Annotated in this window: 22 protein-coding genes and 1 pseudogene; 12 read left to right on the top strand and 11 right to left on the bottom strand. The window is 55.3% G+C overall.

Going from position 1 to position 22699, the window contains the following annotated elements:
* Position 1 precedes the first annotated feature (1 nt).
* Positions 2–1591, top strand: coding sequence for a hypothetical protein (locus tag RZ517_RS14200; protein WP_338548831.1), 1590 nt, complete (start codon positions 2–4; stop codon positions 1589–1591).
* A gap of 102 nt (positions 1592–1693) precedes the next feature.
* Here the strand turns inward: RZ517_RS14200 and RZ517_RS14195 are convergent, their stop codons facing one another.
* The 3 genes from RZ517_RS14195 to RZ517_RS14185 form a co-directional block, all read right to left on the bottom strand.
* Entirely contained in the window at positions 1694–2281 is a 588-nt protein-coding gene (locus RZ517_RS14195; RefSeq protein ID WP_338548829.1) for an outer membrane protein, read from the bottom strand.
* Positions 2282–2561: 280 nt separating this feature from the next.
* Positions 2562–2996 carry a DUF1489 family protein gene (locus RZ517_RS14190; RefSeq protein ID WP_338548828.1) on the bottom strand — a complete coding sequence of 145 codons (435 nt, stop codon included), beginning with the start codon at positions 2994–2996 and terminating at the stop codon, positions 2562–2564.
* A 50-nt stretch (positions 2997–3046) separates the two neighbouring features.
* A complete protein-coding gene (locus RZ517_RS14185; RefSeq protein ID WP_338548827.1) occupies positions 3047–4003 on the bottom strand; it encodes a DMT family transporter in 957 nt (318 codons plus the stop codon).
* Positions 4004–4220: 217 nt separating this feature from the next.
* Between RZ517_RS14185 and RZ517_RS14180 the strand changes: the two genes are divergently transcribed.
* Together RZ517_RS14180 and gap are read left to right on the top strand one after the other, a co-directional pair.
* On the top strand, positions 4221–6494 hold the full coding sequence (locus tag RZ517_RS14180) for an adenosylcobalamin-dependent ribonucleoside-diphosphate reductase (RefSeq protein WP_338548826.1): 2274 nt from the start codon (positions 4221–4223) through the stop codon (positions 6492–6494).
* A 120-nt stretch (positions 6495–6614) separates the two neighbouring features.
* A complete protein-coding gene (gap, locus tag RZ517_RS14175; RefSeq protein ID WP_338548825.1) occupies positions 6615–7646 on the top strand; it encodes a type I glyceraldehyde-3-phosphate dehydrogenase in 1032 nt (343 codons plus the stop codon).
* Between the two features lie 4 nt (positions 7647–7650).
* On the opposite strand, the gene RZ517_RS14170 is transcribed toward gap, so the two are convergent.
* From RZ517_RS14170 to ugpB, 4 genes are read right to left on the bottom strand one after another with little or no spacing between them, the layout of a single operon-like run.
* Positions 7651–8706 (bottom strand): sn-glycerol-3-phosphate import ATP-binding protein UgpC, encoded by a 1056-nt coding sequence (locus tag RZ517_RS14170; protein ID WP_338548824.1) that lies wholly within the window; start codon positions 8704–8706, stop codon positions 7651–7653.
* A 2-nt stretch (positions 8707–8708) separates the two neighbouring features.
* The gene (ugpE, locus tag RZ517_RS14165) at positions 8709–9545 is read right to left on the bottom strand and encodes a sn-glycerol-3-phosphate ABC transporter permease UgpE (protein ID WP_338551169.1); all 837 of its coding nucleotides are present in this window, start codon (positions 9543–9545) and stop codon (positions 8709–8711) included.
* 20 nt (positions 9546–9565) lie between these two features.
* Positions 9566–10447, bottom strand: coding sequence for a sn-glycerol-3-phosphate ABC transporter permease UgpA (gene ugpA / locus RZ517_RS14160; protein WP_317057340.1), 882 nt, complete (start codon positions 10445–10447; stop codon positions 9566–9568).
* A 52-nt stretch (positions 10448–10499) separates the two neighbouring features.
* Positions 10500–11813, bottom strand: coding sequence for a sn-glycerol-3-phosphate ABC transporter substrate-binding protein UgpB (ugpB, locus tag RZ517_RS14155; RefSeq protein WP_338548823.1), 1314 nt, complete (start codon positions 11811–11813; stop codon positions 10500–10502).
* Between the two features lie 724 nt (positions 11814–12537).
* Here ugpB and RZ517_RS18405 point away from each other — a divergent pair.
* Positions 12538–12732 (top strand): annotated as a pseudogene (locus tag RZ517_RS18405) (ParB N-terminal domain-containing protein); the annotation flags it as partial.
* A gap of 114 nt (positions 12733–12846) precedes the next feature.
* Here the strand turns inward: RZ517_RS18405 and RZ517_RS14150 are convergent.
* Genes RZ517_RS14150 through RZ517_RS14140 form a run of 3 tightly spaced genes read right to left on the bottom strand, consistent with a single transcriptional unit; the run spans position 12847 to position 15032 of the window.
* Positions 12847–13311 (bottom strand): CoA-binding protein, encoded by a 465-nt coding sequence (locus RZ517_RS14150; protein ID WP_338548822.1) that lies wholly within the window; start codon positions 13309–13311, stop codon positions 12847–12849.
* A 3-nt stretch (positions 13312–13314) separates the two neighbouring features.
* Positions 13315–13680, bottom strand: coding sequence for a 2Fe-2S iron-sulfur cluster-binding protein (locus RZ517_RS14145; protein WP_338548821.1), 366 nt, complete (start codon positions 13678–13680; stop codon positions 13315–13317).
* Entirely contained in the window at positions 13677–15032 is a 1356-nt protein-coding gene (locus tag RZ517_RS14140) for a selenium-binding family protein (RefSeq protein WP_338548820.1), read from the bottom strand. Before RZ517_RS14140 ends, RZ517_RS14145 begins: the two co-directional genes overlap by 4 nt.
* A gap of 71 nt (positions 15033–15103) precedes the next feature.
* Here RZ517_RS14140 and RZ517_RS14135 point away from each other — a divergent pair, with 71 nt between their 5' ends.
* The gene (locus RZ517_RS14135) at positions 15104–15865 is read left to right on the top strand and encodes an IclR family transcriptional regulator (RefSeq protein ID WP_338548819.1); all 762 of its coding nucleotides are present in this window, start codon (positions 15104–15106) and stop codon (positions 15863–15865) included.
* A gap of 97 nt (positions 15866–15962) precedes the next feature.
* Complete coding sequence (locus tag RZ517_RS14130; RefSeq protein WP_338548818.1) at positions 15963–16316, top strand: putative quinol monooxygenase; 354 nt, start codon at positions 15963–15965, stop codon at positions 16314–16316.
* A 689-nt stretch (positions 16317–17005) separates the two neighbouring features.
* On the opposite strand, the gene RZ517_RS14125 is transcribed toward RZ517_RS14130, so the two are convergent.
* Positions 17006–17782 carry a helix-turn-helix transcriptional regulator gene (locus RZ517_RS14125; RefSeq protein WP_338548817.1) on the bottom strand — a complete coding sequence of 259 codons (777 nt, stop codon included), beginning with the start codon at positions 17780–17782 and terminating at the stop codon, positions 17006–17008.
* A gap of 128 nt (positions 17783–17910) precedes the next feature.
* On the opposite strand from RZ517_RS14125, the gene RZ517_RS14120 reads away from it, so the two are divergent.
* From RZ517_RS14120 to RZ517_RS14095, 6 genes are all read left to right on the top strand, one after another.
* Positions 17911–19029 (top strand): ABC transporter ATP-binding protein, encoded by a 1119-nt coding sequence (locus RZ517_RS14120; protein ID WP_338548816.1) that lies wholly within the window; start codon positions 17911–17913, stop codon positions 19027–19029.
* A 39-nt stretch (positions 19030–19068) separates the two neighbouring features.
* Positions 19069–20001, top strand: coding sequence for an ABC transporter substrate-binding protein (locus tag RZ517_RS14115; protein WP_338548815.1), 933 nt, complete (start codon positions 19069–19071; stop codon positions 19999–20001).
* Entirely contained in the window at positions 19998–20222 is a 225-nt protein-coding gene (locus tag RZ517_RS14110) for a hypothetical protein (protein WP_338548814.1), read from the top strand. Before RZ517_RS14115 ends, RZ517_RS14110 begins: the two co-directional genes overlap by 4 nt.
* A gap of 72 nt (positions 20223–20294) precedes the next feature.
* Complete coding sequence (locus RZ517_RS14105; protein WP_338551168.1) at positions 20295–21086, top strand: ABC transporter permease; 792 nt, start codon at positions 20295–20297, stop codon at positions 21084–21086.
* A 10-nt stretch (positions 21087–21096) separates the two neighbouring features.
* Positions 21097–21909, top strand: a complete 813-nt coding sequence (locus tag RZ517_RS14100) for an ABC transporter permease (protein WP_338548813.1) — start codon at positions 21097–21099, stop codon at positions 21907–21909.
* A gap of 21 nt (positions 21910–21930) precedes the next feature.
* On the top strand, positions 21931–22689 hold the full coding sequence (locus RZ517_RS14095; RefSeq protein ID WP_338551167.1) for an SDR family NAD(P)-dependent oxidoreductase: 759 nt from the start codon (positions 21931–21933) through the stop codon (positions 22687–22689).
* The last annotated feature ends 10 nt before the right edge of the window (positions 22690–22699 follow it).

Genomic DNA, 22699 nt, shown 5'->3' with positions numbered 1-22699 from the left:
TATGCAGAGTAAGGCGGGGCTTGCGGGATATTTCAGCGCAGTTGTCTTTGATCTGAAAGATCAAATGCGGCTTTCATTTCTGCCGCCCCTGATGGTTTACTTTGCGGCCGGGTGTTCGGGGCTTACGCTTATTGTCGGTACATTTTTCGTTAAGGAATACTTAGACTTTTCAGCCGCCTACATCGCGAGCCTCGCGTTCTGGGCGGGCCTGCCCTGGGCGCTTAAGATGCCATTGGGGCATCTCGTTGACCTCATTTGGAAGTGGAAGTGGTTGCTGATCTGGCTCGGGGCGGGATGTGTCGCCGCCAGTGTGGGCATCATGTATTTCGTGCTCACACAGACCGCCATGATGGAAGCGGTCATGCCGGTGTCCTCCTGGTACATTCTGAGCTTTCTTCTGGCCCCCTGCGGTCTGGTTTTGCAAGACGCGGTGGCCGATGCGATGTCGGTCGAGGCGGTTCCGACACGGGACGAAACCGGCGCGCTGATCAGCGAGGAAGACAGCAAGGCGATGCACACCACCATGCAGGCGCTGGGCCGGTTTGCCTTGATCGGCGGCACGGTGGCGGTGGCGCTTCTCAATATCGGCTTGTTTTCCGGCATTGAGAGCATGGATCAGGCGCAGAAGGGCGCGGTCTATGCGCGGGTTTACATGATCGGGTTTTTGATCCCGGTGATCTCGGTGAGCGGCGTTGTCTTGGCCGGGTTGATGAAACGATCAGGCCAGATAAATGGCGCGGATGAGCCAGAGAGGCAGACCACGCCGAACTGGTGGTATTTCATCGGCGGCGGCGCGTTTGTGGCCCTGTCGCTGATTGTTGGGCTGGGGCAGGTGCCGTTTGGGCAAGAGATCATCTTTGTTGGTTCCATGGCCGTTGTGGCCTTTTTGATGCGGCAACTGGTGGCAGTGCTGGAACCAGCGCAGGCCAAGGCGCTTGTTGGTACGGCGATTATCATCTTTTTCTTCCGCGCCGTGCCCGGGCCGGGGGATGGGCAAAAATGGTTTGAAATTGACGTGCTCGGCTTTGATCAGCAGTTTCAGTCGGTTCTGTCGTTGATTACAGCGGTCGTCACGCTTTTGGTGATCATCCTATTGCGCCCGATGATGGCGACCCGGTCCATTGTCTGGATTGTTGTCGTGCTGAGCATCCTCGGCGGGCTGCTCACGCTGCCCAATATCGGGCTTTATTTCGGTGTGCAGGAGTGGACCGCTGCGGTGACTGGCGGGATAGTCGATGCGCGGTTCATCGCGATATTCGACACAGCCCTGGAAAGCCCGCTGGGGCAGGTGGCGATGATCCCGATGCTGGCGTGGATTGCGCGCAATGCCCCGCGAGAGCTGAAGGCCACGTTCTTTGCTGTGATGGCGTCTTTCACCAATCTGGCGCTGTCGGCATCAACGCTCGGGACAAAGTATCTCAATGAGATTTACACCATAACACGCGATGTGCGCGCGGGCGACACGATCTTGACGGCGGCGGACTATTCCGAGTTGGGGATGTTGTTGATCACTGTCACCACGCTTGCGGTTGTGGTTCCGTTGTTGGTGGTCATCTTTGTGCAACGCACGGCGTTGCGCAGCTATGATTGAGCCGGAAAAGCCGGGGCGAACACCAATCAAAAGAGGGGAAACGATGGTGCTCGCCCCATGCGTCCCGCCCCCGATCAAAAAGGGACGGGTTGGGACAACGAATTAGAAGCGGAACGTGCCGCGAACTTGAACGGTGGTCGCGTCTACATCCACACCGGAAGAGTTGTAGTTGTCGAACTCGTGGTAGAGGACTTCACCACCGACAGAGAAGCTTTGGTTGATGAGGTATTCATACCCTGCGCCGATGAAGTAGCCGTCATCGCTGCCGAGTGTGTTGGTATCGGCCAAGGCGTAACCACCGGTCGCGTAGAGCAGGCCGTTGCCGATTTTGTAGCCGCCGCGCAGCTTGGCACGGAAAACACTTTCAAGATCGGCCGCGCCACCAGCAATGCTGATGTCGGCGAAGTCATAGTCCAGACCGCCACCAACGACCCATTGACCGAGGTCAAAGTCGTAACCGGCTGTAAGACCGCCGATGAAACCATCGTCGTCACCACCAGCACTGGTGTCGATATTGGCGTAACCCAACTGTGCACCGCCGTAGAAGCCGGTCCAATCAGGGCTGGAAAACGGAACGGGTGCGGCTTGCTCAATCACGGGCTCAGGTGCGGCAGGGGTGGCCGAACCAGCAAAGGCAGGGGCCGCCCCAAGAACGAGGGCTGCTGCGATAATGCTCGGTGTCTTTTTCATTTTTCGGATCCTTTGGATACTGTCCTAAGTGTTCGGCTGTGCCGTGCGATGCATATCGACACGACCGAATGATGCGACAAGTGGGGGGTCGATCAGCTGTGATCAACTCGCGGTGATGAGGTGAGCAACGGTTCGCTGAGGCCCGGCCAAAACATGCTGAGCGGGTCAGCGCGGAGGCGGATTAATGCCTTGTTTTAGGGGGTTGACGGCCACAATTGGCCGTATCACGCGCCGTTGAGCGGGTCGTGTTCGTGACGTAGGGTCAGATTTTGAAGAAATGTCAGATCACGCCGATGTCTGACAGAGCTGCCGAAAGATCGGCCGGCAGCGCGTCTTCGTTTTGGCGTGCTTTGGGCAGGTCGACGGGGGCGTCCGTGGGTTCCAGGTAACGCCAGCCCTGAAAGGGGCGTTTGGGGGCGGTTGACGTGCGGATGAGTTCGGGGTCCAACACGATACCGCACCGCCGAATGCCATCGTCGCGCACCACCTCGTCAAATCGTAAAATCCGCTGGCGGCATTGCACCAGGCCCTGAACCACCCAATAGATCGAGCCGCCTTGCAAAAGTTCGGCCTCGCGCCGGGGCCACATGCGTGTGACATGGCGGGGCAGGCCATCAGGCCCTTGCGCCTCGGGGCGGGATTGCCACGCGGTCAGGCTTTCGAAAGACTCCGAGCCGACGCTCAGCTTGATCAGATGTAATTTGGCCGATGCCATGAAACGCCCCCAGCGTGATAGAAAGTACTCTATTGCGCTGGGCTGGAGTTTCAACCGCCTGCGGAGTGTTGCAGAGGAGATTGGTAGCGGCGCGCGCCCAGGGCAACCATGAGACCGGCGGTAATCACAAGCCCCATGCCAAGGATGCCGCGTGCGTTGGGGTATTCCGAGAAGAACACCACGCCCCACAATAGAGCAAAGCCCACATAGCCATAGTCGAAGGTAGCAATGATATGGGGCGGCGCGATCTGATAGGCGCGGGCGACCCCGAGGGTGAAGGCCATACCAAGAAGGCCAAGACCCGCCATCAAGGCCCAGTCGGTTGCTGCCATCGCTGCCCAGCCGGTGGTCAGAAAGGGGATTTGACTTGTCACATCACTTGGCAGGGTCAAAAACGTGGTGAGGACCAGGCCAATCGCGCCGGTGACTATGAAAGCGATGTGCAGGGTAAAAGCCAGACTCACATAGTCTTCGGACTGGCATTTGCTGCGCGTCAGGATCATCGCCAGCGAGTAAAGCAACGCGCCTGTGATCGGGCCGAGAAGAGACCAGGAAAACTGCGCGTCTGTGGGGCGCAGGATTATGGCGACACCGATGAAGCCAATGACGATACCCAGCCATTGTATGGGGGTCACGCGCTCATTGAGCACTGCGGCGGTGATGAGGGCTGTGAAAATGGGATTGGTGTAGACGGCAACGGCAGCGGTGCCGAGATCAAGCCAGGGCAGCGCGCCGTAATAGGCGATCCATCCGGTGACAAGCAACAGGGCGCGCAGGCTAACCCATCCTGGGGCAGTTGGTCTCAGGCGGCGTTTGGCGAGGATGGCGAGCAGGATGATGCAGGGAATGGCAAAGGCCGAACGCAGCGCGAAAATCTGCCACAGAGAAAAATCAGCGCTGATAAGTTTGATCGTGGCATCCCCAAGCGCCAGCGCCGCGACGGAGGCGAGGATAATGAGGATGCCAAGGGTGACCTGATCCGTATGTGAGACTTGGGCGCGGTGCATGATGTGGCCACTCTGGGTCAAGGGTGGGGAGGGCGCAACGCCGTTTGCGACATAGTTTGACAGGGCCTGTCAGCAGCACAATTGCGCCAAGAACGAAGCGATGGAGTGGCGTCACCCTCGGAAATTGGGTATTTGGGACAAGAAAGAAGAAGATTGCATTTTGGACCCCCAAAGTGTAGTGTTCTTGTTCCGTTCATACACAATGGATTGTGGTTCCATGACTCGATTCGCTGCCCCGATCGCAGAGTCCATCTGGGATATGAAATACCGCTTCAAGCAGGCGGATGGCACCGCTGTGGACGGGACGGTGGAGGATACCTGGCGGCGGATTGCGCGGTCTTTGGCGGCCGTGGAGAAGGCGCCGGAGCTTTGGGAAGATCGATTTTACGCCGCGCTTGAGGATTTCAAATACCTGCCTGCGGGCCGGATCACGGCAGGCGCGGGCACAGGGCGGGCAGTGACGCTTTTCAACTGTTTTGTCATGGGCACGATCCCGGATGACATGAACGGGATTTTCAATGCGCTGCGTGAGGCGGCGCTTACGATGCAGCAGGGCGGCGGGATCGGCTATGACTTCTCGACGCTTCGGCCGCGTGGCGCCGAAGTCAAAGGCGTTGGCGCAGATGCGAGCGGGCCGCTGAGTTTCATGGATGTGTGGGATGCGATGTGCCGCACGATCATGAGCGCGGGCAGCCGCCGGGGCGCGATGATGGCGACGATGCGCTGCGATCATCCGGATGTGGAAGACTTCATTGCCGTCAAATCCGATCCGGCGCGGCTTAGGATGTTCAACCTGTCGGTGCTGGTCACGGATGCGTTCATGGATGCGGTGAAGGCGGATGGACCTTGGGAACTTGTCTTTGGAGGCAAAGTCTACAAGACCGTGCAGGCGCGCGATCTTTGGAACAAAATCATGCAGGCGACCTATGATTTTGCCGAGCCTGGCGTGATTTTCATCGACCGGATCAATGCGGCGAATAACCTGCATTATGCCGAGACGATTGCGGCGACGAATCCTTGTGGTGAGCAGCCCCTGCCGCCTTATGGGGCGTGTTTGCTGGGGTCGGTGAACCTGGCGCGGTTGGTGGAACGGCCATTTGATGCAGATGCATCTATTGATGAGGCGGCACTTACCGAGCTGGTCAGCACGGCGATCCGGATGATGGACAATGTGGTTGATGCGTCAAACTTTCCGCTGCCGGAACAGCGTGCCGAGGCCCAGGCCAAGCGGCGGATTGGGCTTGGGGTCACAGGGTTGGCGGATGCATTGCTGATGTGCGGCTTGCGTTATGGCTCGGATGAGGCTGCGGCGCAGACAGAGGTCTGGCTTAAGGCGATTGCGCGGGCGTCGTATCTGGCGTCGGTAGAACTGGCCAAAGAGAAAGGCGCGTTTCCACTCTTTGACGCCGATGCCTATCTGGCCAGTGGCACCATGCAGGCGATGGATGAGGATGTGCGAGAGGCGGTGCGTGAACACGGTATTCGCAACGCGCTTTTGACCTCGATTGCGCCCACCGGCACGATCAGCCTTTATGCCGGCAATGTCAGTTCTGGCATCGAGCCAGTCTTTGCCTATGCCTACACCCGCAAAGTGTTGCAGAAGGATGGCAGCCGCACCGAAGAAGAGGTGGTGGATTATGCCGTCCAGATGTGGCGCGAGAAGTTTGGCGAAGCAGACCTGCCCGAGTATTTCGTCAACGCCCAGACGCTGGAGCCGGATGCGCATGTGAAGATGCAAGCCGCGGCGCAGAAATGGATTGATTCCAGCATTTCCAAGACGATCAACGTGCCAGCGGATATCTCATTTGAGGCGTTCAAAGACGTCTACATGCAAGCCTGGGATCTTGGCTGTAAGGGCTGCACGACCTACCGGCCCAACGATGTGACGGGGTCTGTTCTCAGCGTTTCTGAGGCGGAAGACAAAGTGCCTGGTGAGGGCATGGCGCAGGGCGATGGTGGCGAGGTCGTCTACATGTCCGACCCGCTGGATCGTCCGCAGGAGTTGGAGGGGCATACCTACAAGCTTAAATGGCCCGACAGCAACCATGCGATTTATGTCACCGTGAACGATATTATCCTGAATGGGCGTCGGCGGCCGTTTGAGGTGTTCATCAACTCCAAGAATATGGAGCATTATGCCTGGACCGTGGCGCTGACGCGGATGATCTCGGCGGTGTTCCGGCGCGGTGGGGATGTGTCTTTTGTGGTAGAAGAACTCAAGGCCGTGTTCGACCCACGCGGCGGGGCCTGGATGAACGGGAAGTATATTCCGTCGATCCTGGCCGCGATTGGCGGGGTGTTGGAAAATCATATGGTGAATATCGGGTTTCTCGAAGGGGAGGGGCTTGGCCTCAAAGAAGACCCGCAGGCGCAGGTGGTTAACCACGGCGGCCCGCGTGGTGCGTCCTGTCCGGCCTGTGGCAGTTTTGACATGCGCAAGATTGAGGGCTGTATAACTTGCGGCAGCTGTGGGCATTCGAAGTGTTCGTAACCAATTGGTAGTTCTCATTTAATTTCAGTTTTGTGGATTTGTAACAAAAGGGGCTTGGTATATTACGATCAAATATGTTAGCGCTAACATAAATTGATATGAACACGCGGAGTGGCTCTTATGGGAACAAAAATAGCTATCAATGGTTTTGGCCGAATTGGACGAGGGTTGCTGCGCGCGTTGGTGGAGCGCGGGTGCGAAGACATCATCGTCGTTGCAGTAAATGACCTGGCGCCGATTGAGACGTTGGCGCATTTGCTGCGGTTTGACAGCAATCATGGGCGGTTGGCTGACCCGGTAGTGATTGAGGGCGATCATCTGCATGTGGGGCGGCATCGCATTCGGGTCACTGCCGAACGCGATCCAGAAAAGCTGCGCTGGCACGATGTGGATATTGCGTTTGAGTGCACCGGGCTTTTCACCGCACGCGATCGGGCCACGCGGCATTTGCAGAACGGATCACGCCGGGTTCTCATTTCGGCTCCAGGCAAAGGTGCGGATCGGACGGTGGTTTATGGCGTGAACCATTTTGACCTGACGCCTGCGGATGTCATCGTCTCAAACGCGTCCTGTACGACAAATTGCCTTGCTCCGGTGGCGATGGTGCTGGACCGCGCCTTTGGCATCAAAACGGGGTATATGACGACGGTGCATGCCTATACCGGGGATCAGCACAGCCAGGACGCGCCGCATTCTGATCTGTACCGCGCGCGTGCGGCTGCCTTGTCGATTGTGCCGACCTCAACCGGCGCGGCGCGGGCAATTTCGGAGGTTCTGCCACGTCTTGAGGGGCGGTTGGAAGGCTCGGCGCTTCGGGTGCCGACGCCGAATGTGTCGCTGGTTGATCTGAGTTTTGTGCCTGAACGCACAGCAACGCGGGATGAGATCAATGCGGTGATGAAAGAGGCCTCAGAGGGGGCGCTGAAAGGTGTGTTGGCTTATGAAGAGGCCCCTCTGGTATCGGTCGACTTTAATCATGATCCGCATTCCTCTTGCTTTGCTGCAGCGCAGACCAGCGTCACGCAAGACGGGTTCGTGCGAGTGGTAAGCTGGTACGACAACGAATGGGGCTTTTCCAACCGGATGATCGACACGGGCCGCTGGATGGGCGCGCAGATGCGTCAGGCGGTTCCATTGCAAAAGACCGGTTGAAGGGTCAGGTGTCGATCCGTTGATCTGTGTTGCTATCGAACAGGTGGATCATGCCGGACTGAGGGGTAAAGCGCAGTGGCGATTGCGCTGCACTCATCGTATGCACTCCGGGCAGGCTGATCGTGACCTCGTGATCTGTGCCTGTCAGCCGCCCGTGTAGCAGAGTGTTGGCGCCAAGCGGTTCGGTCATTTGAACGCGGACCTCGAAGGGCCCCGCATCGTCCTTTACAAAGTGTTCAGGGCGGACGCCCAGTTTGACCGGACCATCCGGGCCTGTCGCTTCGGCCACGGTTTGCCCACCAATTTGAACCTGACCGGATTTCAATTCCGCATCAAAGACATTCATCGCCGGGCTGCCGATGAATTGCGCGGCAAAGAGCGTGTGGGGGGTTTCATAGACCTCAAGCGGCGTGCCGATTTGCTCGGCCACCCCGCCGTTCATCACGATCATGCGGTCGGCCATGGTCATCGCCTCGACCTGATCATGGGTGACATAGAGCGACGTGATGCCGAGCTTGGATTGCAATTCCTTGATTTCAAGCCGCATTTGCACGCGCAGCTTGGCGTCGAGGTTGGACAAAGGCTCGTCAAAGAGAAACACCGCCGGTTCGCGCACAATGGCGCGGCCCATGGCGACGCGCTGGCGCTGGCCGCCTGAGAGCTGGCGGGGCTTGCGGTCGAGCAGAGCCTCTAGCTGCAAGAGCCTCGCGGCCTCTTCGACCTTAGCGTTGATCTGGTCCTTGGGCAGCCCTGCGATCTTCAGGCCGTATCCCATGTTCTGGCGCACGGACATATGCGGGTAGAGGGCGTAGTTCTGAAACACCATGGCGATGTCGCGATCCATGGGTTCCTTGTCATTGGCACGTTCCCCGCCAATCAGAACATCGCCTGAGGTGACGGTTTCCAGCCCCGCAACCATCCGCAGCAAGGTGGATTTGCCACAACCCGAAGGCCCGACGATGACGATGAATTCGCCATCAGCGATCTCGACATTGATGCCGTGGATCACATCCGTAGGCCCAAAGCTTTTCTTGATGTCGGTAAGGGTGACGGTGGCCATGGTTACTTCTCGCTATCGACAAGGCCGCGGACAAAGAGCCGCTGCATGGAGATGACGACAATCACCGGAGGGATCATCGCGAGGATCGAGGTGGCCATGATTGTCGGCCAATGGGCAAAGTCATCGCCGGATGGGAACATCTGCTTGATGCCCATGACGATGGTGTTCATTTCCGGATCGGTGGTGATGAGCAACGGCCACAAATATTGGTTCCAGCCATAGATGAAAAGGATCACAAAGAGCGCCGCCACGTTCGTGCGGCTCATTGGCACGACGATGTCCCAGAAAAAGCGCATGGGGCTTGCGCCATCGACACGCGCAGCCTCGGCCAGTTCATCCGGGATGGTCAGAAAAAACTGTCGGAAGAGGAAGGTGGCTGTTGCCGAGGCGATGAGCGGGAAGATTAGGCCCGCGTAGCTGTTGAGCATGCCAAAGCCCGCGACAACCTCGAAGGTCGGCACAATACGCACTTCGACGGGCAGCATCAGGGTCAGGAATATGAGCCAGAAGAAGGTCGTGCGCCCGGGGAAGCGGAAATAGACGATGGCAAAGGCGGAAAGGAGCGAGATAATGATCTTGCCCACGGCGATGCCCACGGCCATGACCATGGAATTCATCAGCATAGTGGCGACGGGCACATTTACACCGGAAAAGAGTGCGTTTTTGTAGTTCACCCAAAACTGATCCCCGGGCCAGACGGGCATGGGCGGGTTGGTGATCTCGGGCTGGGTGACGGTCGAGGCTACGAAGGCAAGCCAGATGGGAAAGAAGATCACGAAGACGCCCAGGATCATGTAGACATGTGTAAGCCACAGCCCCGCGCCCCGCTTTTCCACCATACCATGCACTTCAGCCGCCATCAGTAATGCACTCGCTTTTCTATGTATTTGAACTGAATGACCGTGAGCAGGCCCACGACAATCAAGAGGATCACCGATTGCGCCGAAGAGGATCCCAGGTCCTGCCCGACAAAGCCGTCAGAGAAGACCTTGTAGACGAGGATCGTTGTGGTCTGTTGCGGGCCGCCCGAGGTGATCGTGTGGATGACGCCGAAAGTTTCGAAGAAGGCGTAGACGATATTGACCACCAGCAGAAAGAAGGTGGTGGGCGACAAAAGGGGCAGGACAATCGTCCAGAACCGCCGCCAGAAGCGGGCACCGTCTATCGCGGCCGCTTCAATCACTGAACGAGGAACGGCTTGTAACGCCGCAAAAAAGAACAGGAAATTGTAGCTGATCCTGCCCCAAGCTGAAGCCACAACAACAAGGCCCATGGCCTCACCACCGTTCAGCACATGGTTCCAGTCATACCCCAATGTACCAAGATACCAGGAGATCACGCCCACACGGGTGTTGAACATGAAGAGCCACAGCACGCCCGCGACCGCAGGGGCTACGGCGTAGGGCCAGATAAGCAGCGTGCGATAGACCCCAGAGCCTTTGATCAGTCGGTCGGCGAGGACGGCCAGAAAGAGGGCGGGGACCATTGAGCAGAGGGTCACGAGGATAGAAAAGACCGCCGTGGTCAGGAAGGACGCGCGGTAGAATTTGTCATTGAGGAGGAACTCAAAATTTCCCAGCCCCACAAATTGCGCCGAAAGCCCAAATGGATCGGGGATGAACAGCGACTGCCAGATGGCCTGCCCGGCGGGATAGAAGAAAAAGACCGCCGAGATGATCACCTGCGGCGCGATCAGTAAGAGCGGCAGCAACCAGCCACGAAATGTGACGCGTTTTTCCAAAACTGTCCCCTGTCGGAAAAAGGCGGGCCGCCTGGACCCGCCTTAATCTTACTTACTTGTTGGCCGACTCAAAGCGACGCAGAAGTGCATCGCCACGCTCTTTGGCGCTGTCCATGGCCTCTTGCGCAGATTTGTCGCCGGACCAGATCGCCTCAAGCTCTTCATCGATGATACCACGGATCTGATCAAAGGACCCAAGGCGCAGGCCCTTGGAGTTGGCCGTGGGTTCCTTGGCGGTCATCTGGATCACGGCAATGTCCGTGCCGGGGTTTTCGTCGTAGAACCCAGCAAGACGTGTGGCCTCACCCGCCGCTGCCGTGATCGGCAGGTAGCCGGTGTTCTGATGCCAGGACGCTTGTACGTCTGAACTGGACAGAAAGCTCAGGAAGGAACCTACGCCTTTGTATTCCTCAGCTTCATGGCCTTCCATGACCCAGAGCGACGCACCACCGATGATGGTGTTTTGCGGCGCGTTGCCAACACCTTCCCAATAGGGCAAGGGACGGACGTCAAAGTCGAATTGTGCTTCGGCCTTGATGCCGGCGTAGCCTGCTGAGCTTTCGGTGAAGAGGGCGCACTCACCGGCGCGGAAATTCGCCCCGCCTTCGTTGCGGCGGCCCGTGTAGATGAACTTGCCGTCCTTGGCCCATTGACCCATAGCCGTGAGGTGGGCCACCTGCGCTTCGCCATTGAGCATCAGCTCGGTATCAAGCCCGGCAAACCCGTTGTCTTTCGATGCGAAGGGCACGTCGTGATAGGCCGAGAAGTTTTCAAGGTGAATCCAGCTTTGCCATGCCGTGACCAACGGGCATTCTGAACCACCCGCTTTGAGTTGATCCAGCACAGCTCCGACATTTTGCCATGTCGAGAGATCCGTATCAGGGTCCACACCTGCGGCCTTAAAGGCATCCCGGTTGACCCACAGCACCGGTGTGGATGAGTTAAACGGCAGCGACAACATCTCGCCATCTGTGGTGGTGTAGTAGCCTTTGACCGATCCGATATAAGCGTCAGGATCAAACTCCGCGCCGCTTTCGGCCATCACGGAATAGACCGGCTTGATCGCGCCTTGGGCAGACATCATCGTCGCCGTGCCGACTTCGAACACCATCAGGATGTGAGGTTGCTCTTGTGCGCGAAACGCGGCGATGCCCGCATTTAGCGTCTCAGAATAGTTGCCCTTGTGACTTTGCACGACAACATAGTCGCTTTGGCTTGCGTTGAATTCTTCGACCTGGGCCTCGACAAGTTCGCCGAGACGCCCTGTAAAGGCGTGCCAGAACTGGACTTCTGTTTGTGCATACGCCGCAAGCGGGCTCAAAACGGTTCCGGACAACGCCAGTCCGGCGATCAATGACTTGTTCATGTTTCCTCCCTTGCGCCTGTTAACGACGCGTCATCTGACAATGAGTTGGCGCGCAGTTCGCGCTTCGAATTTGGCTGGTTCACGTGTTAAAACGATACACGGCACGAACCGGATTTCAAGCAAGCTGCTGCATCCTGCTTTTGCATGCGTCAGGGCACACTGGGCCATTGTCCTTTCCCGGTTGGCCCAGCGCATCTGAAAGACCCTATGACGCTGCCGCGTAACGCCAGGATGACATCCAAAGTAAACTTCGGACAAAAAAGACATCCGGAGCTGAGATCTGGGTACTGGGGGCGTGGCTGGCAGTGCAAGCAGTCTCAAGCTAGCCAGTCTCTGTTCAAATTTCCCTGATAACAGGGAAAATACAGGGAATAATGGCCAGTTTGGCCAGGATTTGGCTGCCAAGCTTTGTATCACGTTGTAAAATCAACGCCTTGCGGACGAATTCCCTAAATCAACTAACAGGGAAAATTTTCATTCTTAACAGGGAATTTGAAATTGGTAACAGAGAAATAGTGATCCCTGATTTAAACCACTCGCAACGAACGACGATTTCCTTTGGATGTGCAAGCAACGGAAATATTTTTTCAAAATATAGAGTTTGCAACGCGTTGAGGCACAATATACGGTGCTAATCACTCGATCAAAATGGAGAAAAATTATGGACCTTTTTTGATGGAGACACCGAACAATGAATTCAAAACAACAATAAACAGAAGTATTCATCCCAACGAACCAAACTGGATCACCGGTTCCCAATCTTAAAATTGAATACTTACCTTTTTCACAAATAAAACCACATCCTGACAACGCACGAGAACACTCCGCTCATCAAGTTAAACAAATTGCAAACAGCATACGCGCGTTTGGGTTTATCAACCTGGTTGTCGTAGATGCTGGTTGCAATTTGGTTTGTGGCCATGGACGACTCGAAGCGTTCAAATGTTTGGACTTGCCATACGTCCCAGTTATTCGGGTTGAGCATCTACGGCTTCATTGGATACTTAGGAAGCCACTGCCTTTCGGCTTTCCATCATATCTTCAGATCAAGGCGCGGTTTCCAAAAGGGGCGGAAGAGTTCGATCTTGGGGCATCTGTTCATTACAACCAGAAGGCCAGCATCTTCGGCGAGTTTTTTTGCCCCATCGTCGTAGACGCCGATCTGGCCCCAAAGAACTTTGGCCCCTATAGCAATAGCCTTCTCGGCGAAGCCGAAAAATTCTTCCTTGGGACGAAACACGTCCACCATATCAACAGGTTTGTTGATCTCTTCCAGCGAATGGTAGACTTTCAGACCCCTGATTTCCGACACATTTGGATTGGGGTTTACCGGTAGAATATCGTAGCCGATTTCATTGAGTTGCCTCAGCACGCCATAACTGAATTTCGTTTTGTCCGCACTTGCCCCCACCATCGCAATGGTTTTGACCGACTTCAAAATGTCGGCAAGGTATTTAGGGTCGTAATCGTAGATGCGGTCGATATCTGCTTCGGGCATCAGTTAACCTTCCTTCGGTGTCGCAATGTCCGCCTTGAGTTCGTGGGGTTTGAGCGGGTCGAGAAACGGATTTCGGTAGAGCTTGTCATGGCTCTCTACCCCGATCTCCAAAGTGATGTCGGACGTCGCGCGGGCAACGCACAGGATTACATAACCGTTGGCGATCTGGCGGTTGTTGAGGGCGACCTGTCGGCGTTGATCCACCGAGCCGGTCTTCAGTTTCGCAGCGCAGGTAATGCAGCCGCCATATTCACAGCCATAGGGAAGATCGACGCCCTGGTCCCTGAGTTGTTCCAGCAATGGGCGGCGCGTGTTGACCAAAAAGGTCGCACCGTCCCGGTTCGCGATTGTCACGGTATGCGTCTTCATAGCCAAATATCGCTTGTGCAATCACCGCCTGGATACCGGCTCTCGTGGCAGCGCGAGGGGCCATTCGGCTCTTCTCCAAAGTCCACGATAAAGTCTTCGTTAATCTTCATGCCGCCCGTTTCGGGGTCGCAGTCTATCATCACCATTACACCTCCCTTTTCACGGATCTCGGGGTAGAACTGGTTGTCCCAGGTCGAGAACAGCGAGGTTGTGACGTAGAGTCGGCGTCCGTCCAGTGAGAGTTGAAACATCTGCGGACCACCGGCGACCTCGATCCCGTTCACGATTGGGGCTTTATCCAATAGGCCTCCCATGAATACCTGGCCTGTCAGTTTGGGATTATGCGGATCGGTGATGTCATATTGGCGCATGTCGCCATGCAGCCAATTGTTGAGATAGAGGTATTTGTCGTCCATCGAGATAAGGATCGCCGACATGACCCCTGGCAAAGGGATCGGCCATTCGGGGTGCATCTCATTTTGCACGTCGATTATCTTTTCCCACTTCCAGGTTCCATCGCTGTCCTTCCACCAGTGGATAACATTGGTCGACAGCGCTGCCCCACAAAACCCATGCGTGCTGTCTGGGTCATGATGGAACTTGACCTCCAGGGGCAAGAGCCCGTCTTCACCCAGATAGAAACTTTCGACGGGCTCGCGCTTTTCGAAATCCCAGAAATGTAGCTCACGCCCGTATTTCAGATGGCCCACTTCTTCCAGGTCGAAGCCGGGCATGAAGGTATTGGGTGCGGCCCATTCAGAGCTCACCATCACGTTGTGACGCGGTTGATACCAGAAATCGTAGCCGAACTTGATGTCGCCCATGGAGCTTTCCCAACGTCCAACGATGTTGAACTCCTTGTCGAGATGCAGATAGCCACCAGGAGCCTCGCCCTTGGCGTTTCCAAGGAAGGAGATAATGATCTCCGAGCCCAGACAATGCACAGTATGGGGCCCTGACAGATCGGCCTTGGCCTTGATCTCGGCACCATCGATCACCTTGTGCAACCGTGGGGCGCGCGCGTCGGTAGCGGTGTCGACAATGTGAAGATTGTTGGAGCGCACACCAGGCAGTATCAAATATTTCCGAGCCATTGAGCTGTCATCGTGACAGGACGAGCAGGCATTCCAACCCATGTGGTGAAGCTCATCCCCGATCCCAGGCATCTCCAGCCGGTGGATCACTTGAGAATAGGTTGGACTGTCAGGATCTACATCCACGGTTGCCAGATAGTCGGGCTTCTGTATACCCGTCCCTGTGTAGATGGCGATTGTGTACAGCAGCTTTTCACGGGGGGCTTTGATGGCTTCTTGCGGGCTCCCGTAGCCCGGTCCGCAGCATGCTCTATCCATCGTATCATCACTCCCTTGATTCCACTCAATCTATCGTATATCGAAAATCGTGTTATCGCATAGTGAGAAAAATGTACCTCGAACGTCTAGTGCTGATATTGGAAGTGGTTGGTCAAAAAGGACGTGCAACCGTGGCGGATATCTGTGCGCAGTCCGATCTCCCCAAACCGACTGCCTATAGGCTGGTTCAGGATCTTGTTTCGTCAGGTCTAATTGAATCGCCCGCCCGCGGAGAGTTTGCAATTGGGATGAGGTTGAAGCGCATCACACTGAGCGATCACTCCGATCCTGCACTTCTGGACGTGATTGCGCCGGTGCTCGCCAATGCCGCCAGTGACTATGGAGCTGCATTCTTCTTGTCTCGGCTGCGCGGTCACTGGGTCGAGATAATTCACGTGGCAACACCGCAGACGGGCGTGTCTTATCTGCACCCAGGCATGGGCAAGCGCCCATTGCACGCGTGCTCTTGCGCCAAGGCCATCGCGGCACTATCGCCAGATTTGCTGTCTCATGATGAACTGAATGGACAGCTCAAACGATATACCGAACGCACGATTTCAAACCGAGAGGACTTGGCAGCGGAACTCGACGCTATCCGGGCCAAAGGGTATGCCGAATGTGTCGAAGAGCTGGAACGGGGGATAAGTTCTGTTGCAACGACGTTGGCCAAATCCGGTATTGGTTCGACGCTGTCGATTGGCGCTACAGCTTCCGTGCGGGTGTTCACGCCCTCCATGAGGAAAAACATCGGCCAAACACTGACCGCGATGTCGCATGAACTTTCATGTGCGCTAGGATGGGGTGATGCGGAGGAAAACAAGAGATCCGCGTAGGGCGATGGCTAAAGCTGTGCTTAAGGTTAATGCGCACAAGTGGGATTGGCGTGTTTTCTGACCTGCGATGGCTTGTCGATCAATGATGGAGGCAAATATGGAAGATGCATTGTTTGGGGGGTTCTTCGTAGTGAACGTTAAACCTGAGCACCGAAAGTCTTTTCTGGCTGCCAGCATCTTCGAAGCGCAGAACGTTGTCAGTGAAGATCCTGAGGTTTTTCAATTTCAGATCATGGTGGATGAGGCGAACCCAAACCGTTTCTACTTCTATGAAGTGTTCAGAGACGAAGCAGCCTTTCAGGACCATTGGGACTCTGATACATTTAAGACTTGGTTGGGCACTGTTGAAACGATGCTGGATGGCGAGATTGAAACGGTTGCAAGAATGCGCTCCCTTTTTCCGAGCGCAAAAGGTTTTGAAGCACAAAAACCAGGCCTGCTAATCTGGTGAAATCTCTCGTAGCCTTTGAAATTGTCGCCGGCATGGAGAGTTGAGAATGTGTGTAGTTGGTAAGGCGTGAATGGTTCTTCATTCAACGCGATCTTTGATCAAAATGGGCACATTGCCGCCATCGCAAGCGGCCCAGCATCCACGTGATGGGTGGCGAGGTCACCGACAACGACGGCCCATTCCTGCCGTTCAACGACCGATCATTATGCTGCGGTCGCAGCCCGCTTTGCCGTCATTCGCTGCAAGCGCGAAGGTCCGCCCGTAGGCGGCGCTGGATTTGCTGACGGCTATAAGTTCAAGGAAGAAGTTGCGCACCTAACGAAAAGGCCCCAGCGAGAGCCGCACACAATGCAACAAGTACAGTCCAAAGGTGAGATGGCTTCAGCCTTCCGGCGATTTGCCCAATTGTCATTTTGCTCAGGTCCACCTGTGAATTGTCATAGGCTTCTCCCGTTGCGCAAAAGAAGAAAATCGTTTTCTTTTGCTATTCGCCTCATCACATGTTCTCGCTGCACGATCTTATCAAGTTGCAGGTACAAAGACATCTCGCGAAACCCAGTCTGGAAAGAAAGAACCGCTCAAATCGAAAGTGTGAAATCACAGGCCCGGCACCGACACTTGCGTTGCGGAATGAACAAGTGGTTCGGTCCATCTAAAGAATTTTGACACCTGTCTTACATAGTACCGACTTAGACGGCACCAATCGTTTCTAGGAAAATCGAAAAAAGTTCACCCTGTGAGTTTATCCTAAGTTTGGAATAGACATTTCGCCGGTGAATTCGGACAGTTCCTGGTGAAATTGCAAGAAGACGCCCGATGGCCTCGGAAGAGTGTCCGCGCAACGTCAGTTCAACGATCTGGCTTTCGCGTTGTGTGAGTGCTCCTCCGCCGATTGTGCAAAACGCGTCGGACACTTTTTGGTTTAGCATGATTGATGCTTCGGCGCGTCCGGTTCTTTCGACATTCGACCAATGACGACGGCAGAGGGCATCAACCACGGGCTGAATGTCCGAAAGCACGCGTATCTCGGCCTTGCTGAATTTTTTCTCTGTTCGCATCAACGAAACAACGATGGACAACTTGGAATCCACATCGATTAAGAACCCAACCTCTTCTGCCAAACCTGTTTGTGCGTAATAACTCCGGAAGTACTCTCCCTGGTAAAAACGGTCAGGTGCTATTTCTCGAAGGCGCCAAATTCCAGGTGGTGTGTCTCCGGTGCTTGCCAGAAAAAATGGATCTATCAGGTAAGGCCCTTCCAGATACTCATCGACATGAAGCCTTTTGCGTTCCGGTGAGAAATCGTCAAAGAGGGCAAGAGGGCGTTCTTTCCCGATATAGCCGAATATGACTGTAAATTCATAAGGTACCAAACTGCGGATCGATCCGGCCAGTGTCGCGGCGAATGCCGATTTGCCGAGTGCATCAAGGCAAAGCGCGGTCTGTTGATTCCAGTTGGTCGTCATCAATTTGGCTCAGCTTTTTAGTGCTATCTATAACAAATTGTATATTTACACAAATAGCCTTTTTGCGAAAATTTATATCATCGGTGTTATAGACCTCCGACTGCTGTTCTCTCATTCCAGGCATGCCAGTGCAGGATCACGTAAAACTCAAAGACGACACAGATGCATCGATTGCTGAGCTGCGGGATGTGACCAAGCGATTTGGTTCGCTTGTGGCGGTGAGCAAAATGAACCTGAGCATTCGGTCCGGCGAATTTTTGTCTTTTCTGGGCCCATCTGGCTGTGGAAAAACCACAGCATTGAGAATGCTCGCTGGATTTGAGACACCAAGCGCGGGGCAGGTTCTTATCGGGAATGAGAACGTATCGGACCTTGAGCCCTATCGTCGCCCTGTGAACATGGTCTTTCAGAGCTACGCGCTTTTCCCGCACATGACTGTTGAGCAGAACATTGCGTATGGCCTTGAACAACAGCGGCCCAAATTGCCGAAACCTGAAATAATGGACAGGGTGCTAAGAGTACTCGAAACGGTGCGACTTGGTGATTTTGGTAGGCGCCGAACCTGGGAGATGTCAGGTGGTCAACAGCAACGGGTTGCGTTGGCGCGGGCCATTGTCAATGAACCCAAGCTTCTCTTGCTGGATGAGCCGCTTGCGGCACTGGACCGCAAACTTCGCAAAGAGATGCAGATTGAATTGCAGGACATCCAGCGCCAGTTGGGGATCACTTTCATCCTTGTGACACATGATCAGGAAGAGGCGCTTTCGCTATCGGACCGGATATGTGTGATGCGCGCGGGCGAGATCGTTCAGGTTGGTAGCCCACAAGAGCTCTATGACCATCCAGTCACTCGTTATGTTGCTGACTTTGTTGGAACATCGAACTTTTTTGACGGCAAAGTCGCGCGCGTTTCGGGTGGCGAAAGCGGGATCACACTCGGCGATGGGCAGACCTATGCCAGCGCCTTGGTCAGCGACGTCGCAGCCGGGCAGAATGCGTGCCTGAGCGTTCGTCCTGAGCAAATCAGGCTGAGCCGTGAAGAAGTGCCCGGCGGTCTCGCAGCGAAGGTTCAGAACCGCATTTTTTTGGGTGAGCACACCGAATACGTCGTTCGCCACGATCATCTTGGAATCATTACAGCACTGGCTCCGCGTCAAACCGATGCAGGGTTATCGACACTCGGGAAAGGCGACACGGTCTGGGTCCATTGGACCCCGGATGCCGCCTTAATCCTGAGGCCGGACTGAAGGCCAAAGAGCAGCAACCATTTAACTGGGAGATACGACATGAAAGACAATTCATACATTTCAAAGCGGAAATTCATGGAAGAGCTGCGGCGTTACGAGAAAGGTTCAATCACGCGACGGCATTTTCTTGGCACAACGGGTCTTGGTGCGGCCACGGCGGTCATGGCGGGCGCCCTACCGGGTCTGAGCCCGTCGCGTGCCTTTGCAAGTGATATTGGTGATCGCGTTGTTCTGGCCACTTGGCCGAATTACCATGACCCTGCAAATTTCGAGATGTTCACGGACCAAACTGGCGCTTTCACGCAGGTGAATGTCTTTGGCTCCAATGAAGAGATGCTCGCCAAGCTTCAGGCCGGTGGCAGCGGTTGGGATGTGTATGTTCCCACAAACTACACAATCACAACTTATGTCGAAGAGGATTTGATTGAACCACTCGATCTTTCGAAACTGCCGAACTATGACCCTGCGGCCTTTGATGCGCGGTTTTCCGATGCGGGGATCGTCGATGGCGTGGTCTACGCGGTGCCGAAAAACTGGGGCACTACGGGCATGGCGATTAACACATCGCATAACGGTGGTGCGCCTTTCGAAAGCTGGAAAGAGTTCTTTGACCGCACGATGGATGATTTCAGTGGACGGACAATGGTGCACGACTATCAGTTGACCACGATTGGCGCGGCATTGAACTATCATGGCTACTCGTTCAACTCGATTGACGAAGCAGAACTGGCAGATGCCGAGAAGCTGTTGATCGACGTCAAGCCGCATCTTTTTGCGATTACTTCGGATTATCAGCCCGCCATGCGCTCTGGCGATGCGTGGTTGACGATTTGCTGGACCGGCGACGGCAAGCAGCTCAATACAGACATCCCGGACATCGCCTTTGCGCTTGGCAAAGAGGGGGTGAGCTTTGGAGTGACTACTACGCCATTCCCAAAGGTGCGCCGCATGTTGAAGCGGCCTATGCCTTGATCAACTTCATGCTCGACCCGGAAGTGAATGCGCGGGAGGTAATGGCGCACGGCTATCCGGTTGCTGATAGCCGCACCAATGCACTTCTGCCCGAAGAAATCTTGAACGATCCGATCCTCTATCCGGCGGCTGAAAGTTTGGATGCTCTGGAATTCGGAGCAGCTGCGACTCTGACCGATCCCAACCGTGCCGAACTTTTGGCCCGGTTCAAGTCGGCCTGATCGGACGACGGCGTGACAGAACGCGAAAGAAACTGGCTGCTGGTTGCGCCGGCTGGCGCATGGCTTTTGGTTATGCTGGTGCTTCCGCTTTCTGTTGTACTAGTGTTCAGCTTTGGAGAGCGGGCACCGGCCGGTGGCTGGGTGCCCGCCTTCACCTTTGAACAATACGCAAATCTGCCGTCGCGTCTGACAGCGTTCAAGAACACGCTGACCTTGGCTCCATTGGGAACACTGGCGGCTCTGATCATTGCCTATCCTTTGGCGTACCAGCTTGCCGTACGGACTGATCCAAAATGGAAGACGATCCTCCTGGTTCTAGTGATTGTGCCGTTCTGGACCTCAATCCTAATCCGAAGCTACGCGTGGATTTTCATTCTTGGAGGTCAGGGGTTACCTGCGCTTCTTGAAACCGTCGGACTTGAAGGCGTACGTTTGATCTACACGCCATTTGCAGTGACGGTGGGCATCGTCTACGGGTATTTGCCACTGATGGTTTTTCCGATCTACGTGGCACTGGATCGTCTGGACAAACGGCTTTTGGAGGCCTCGTCCGACCTTGGCGCTACGCCATTCACCACATTTGTTCGCGTCACACTTCCCATGTCGATTTCAGGAATTGCAACGGGCTGTATGCTGGTTTTCATCCTGTTGATGGGAGAGTTCCTGATTCCGGCGCTGTTGGGCGGCGGCAAGGTGTTCTTTGTCGGCAATGCGCTTGTAGACCTCTTCTTGCAATCGCGGAACTGGGCTTTTGGCTCCGCCGTGGCAGTGATGCTGATTTTGGTCATGCTTGTCACGGTCACTGTGTACATGCGTCTGATTTCGCGGCTGAGTGCCACGCGCGAAGACGTGTCGATCATGTGAGGCGGTGAGCATGCGACTTTACTCCCTTCTGGTTTATGTCTTCCTTTACACACCCATCGCAATCATCGCGCTGTTCAGCTTCAGTGCTGGTCGCAGCGCCAGCCAATTCGAGGGTTTTTCGGTTAAATGGTACGGACGTGCGCTCAACAATCCATTTGTCATGGAGGCGCTGGGCAACAGCCTGATCGTGGCCTTTGTGTCCGCCACTCTGGCGAGCATTCTGGGGACGCTTGCGGCAGTTGGCCTGCAGGGGATCAAAGGACCTGCACGCGCTATTTTTGATGCGATCATCTATATCGCGGTGATGATCCCCGGCATTGTGATTGGTATTGCCACACTTATTGCATTGGTCACTGTCTTTGACGTGGTAAACCCATGGCTAGCCAGCCTCTGGCCTGAAGGCAGCAATCCGCCTGCCTTGTCTATGGGAACACCCTCGTTGATCGCGGCGCATACGATGTTTACACTAGCTCTGGTCGTCCTGATCGTGCGCGCCCGGCTTCAGGGACTTGAAGCAGCGTTGTCCGAGGCATCCGCTGACCTCTATGCACCACCCTTTCGGACGTTTCGGCTCATTACGTTGCCTTTGATCGCCCCGGCCATCCTTGCGGGATTTTTGCTCAGCTTCACGTTCAGTTTCGATGATTTTATCATCGCCTTTTTCGTCGCGGGTTCAGAGACGACCCTGCCAATCTACATCTTCTCTTCAATCCGTCGCGGTGTCACGCCAGAGGTCAATGCCATCGGCACAATGGTGATGCTCGCATCCCTCGTCCTTTTGGTGATCGCGCAGCTCATTTTGAGGCGCAGCGACAAACGATAAACCGTAATTCCGGAGGTCCTCATCTTGCTGAGAAATCGCGTTGCGCTCGTCACGGGGGCCGGGTCTGGCATAGGGGCCGCGGGCGCCAAAGCTATGGCAAGGGAGGGCGCGCGCGTCATTGTAACCGATAAGAATGGTAACGCGGCAGAGGCCGTTGCAAGCCAGATTGCCAAAGAGGGAGGCAAAGCCAGGGCCTGCGCACTTGACGTGACAGAAGATGCAGATCTTGTTTCGGCCATAGAGGAAGTCGCACACACAGAGGGTCGGCTTGATATCCTCCATTCTCACGCTGGTGTTCAAATCGAAGGAAAGCTGGAGCAGGTGTCTGTTACCGATATGGACCTGTCCTGGCGGATGAACGTCAGGTCTCATTTCATCGCTGCCCAAGCTGCAATTGCGCCGATGCGACAGCAGGGTGGAGGAAGCGTCATCATCACTTCCTCCAACTCGGGCGTTCAATTTGACCGTGAGATGATTGCTTATGCCACTACCAAGCACGCGGTTCTGGCTATGACCCGACAGATGGCTGCCGACTATGCTAAAGAAAACATACGCTTCAACTCACTTTGCCCAGGCTTTATTGACACGCCCTTCAACCATGGGTTCGAGGTGCAGATGGGAGGGCGGGACAAACTGGAAAGCTATATTCGTGAAACGCTTCCGATGGGCCGTTTTGGAACGGTTGAGGAAATTGCCGAGGCTATCGTTTTTCTGGCGTCAAACAAATCATCATTCATGACAGGCCACGCCTTCGTGGTCGATGGAGGTGAATGCATTTGAGGCGTAAAGC

The sequence above is a fragment of the Roseovarius sp. S88 genome, from assembly GCF_037023735.1.
GTDB classification, from domain to species: domain Bacteria; phylum Pseudomonadota; class Alphaproteobacteria; order Rhodobacterales; family Rhodobacteraceae; genus Roseovarius; species Roseovarius phycicola.
The sequence above is the reverse complement of the archived record's forward strand: the minus strand, read 5'-3'. Positions and strand labels throughout refer to the sequence as shown.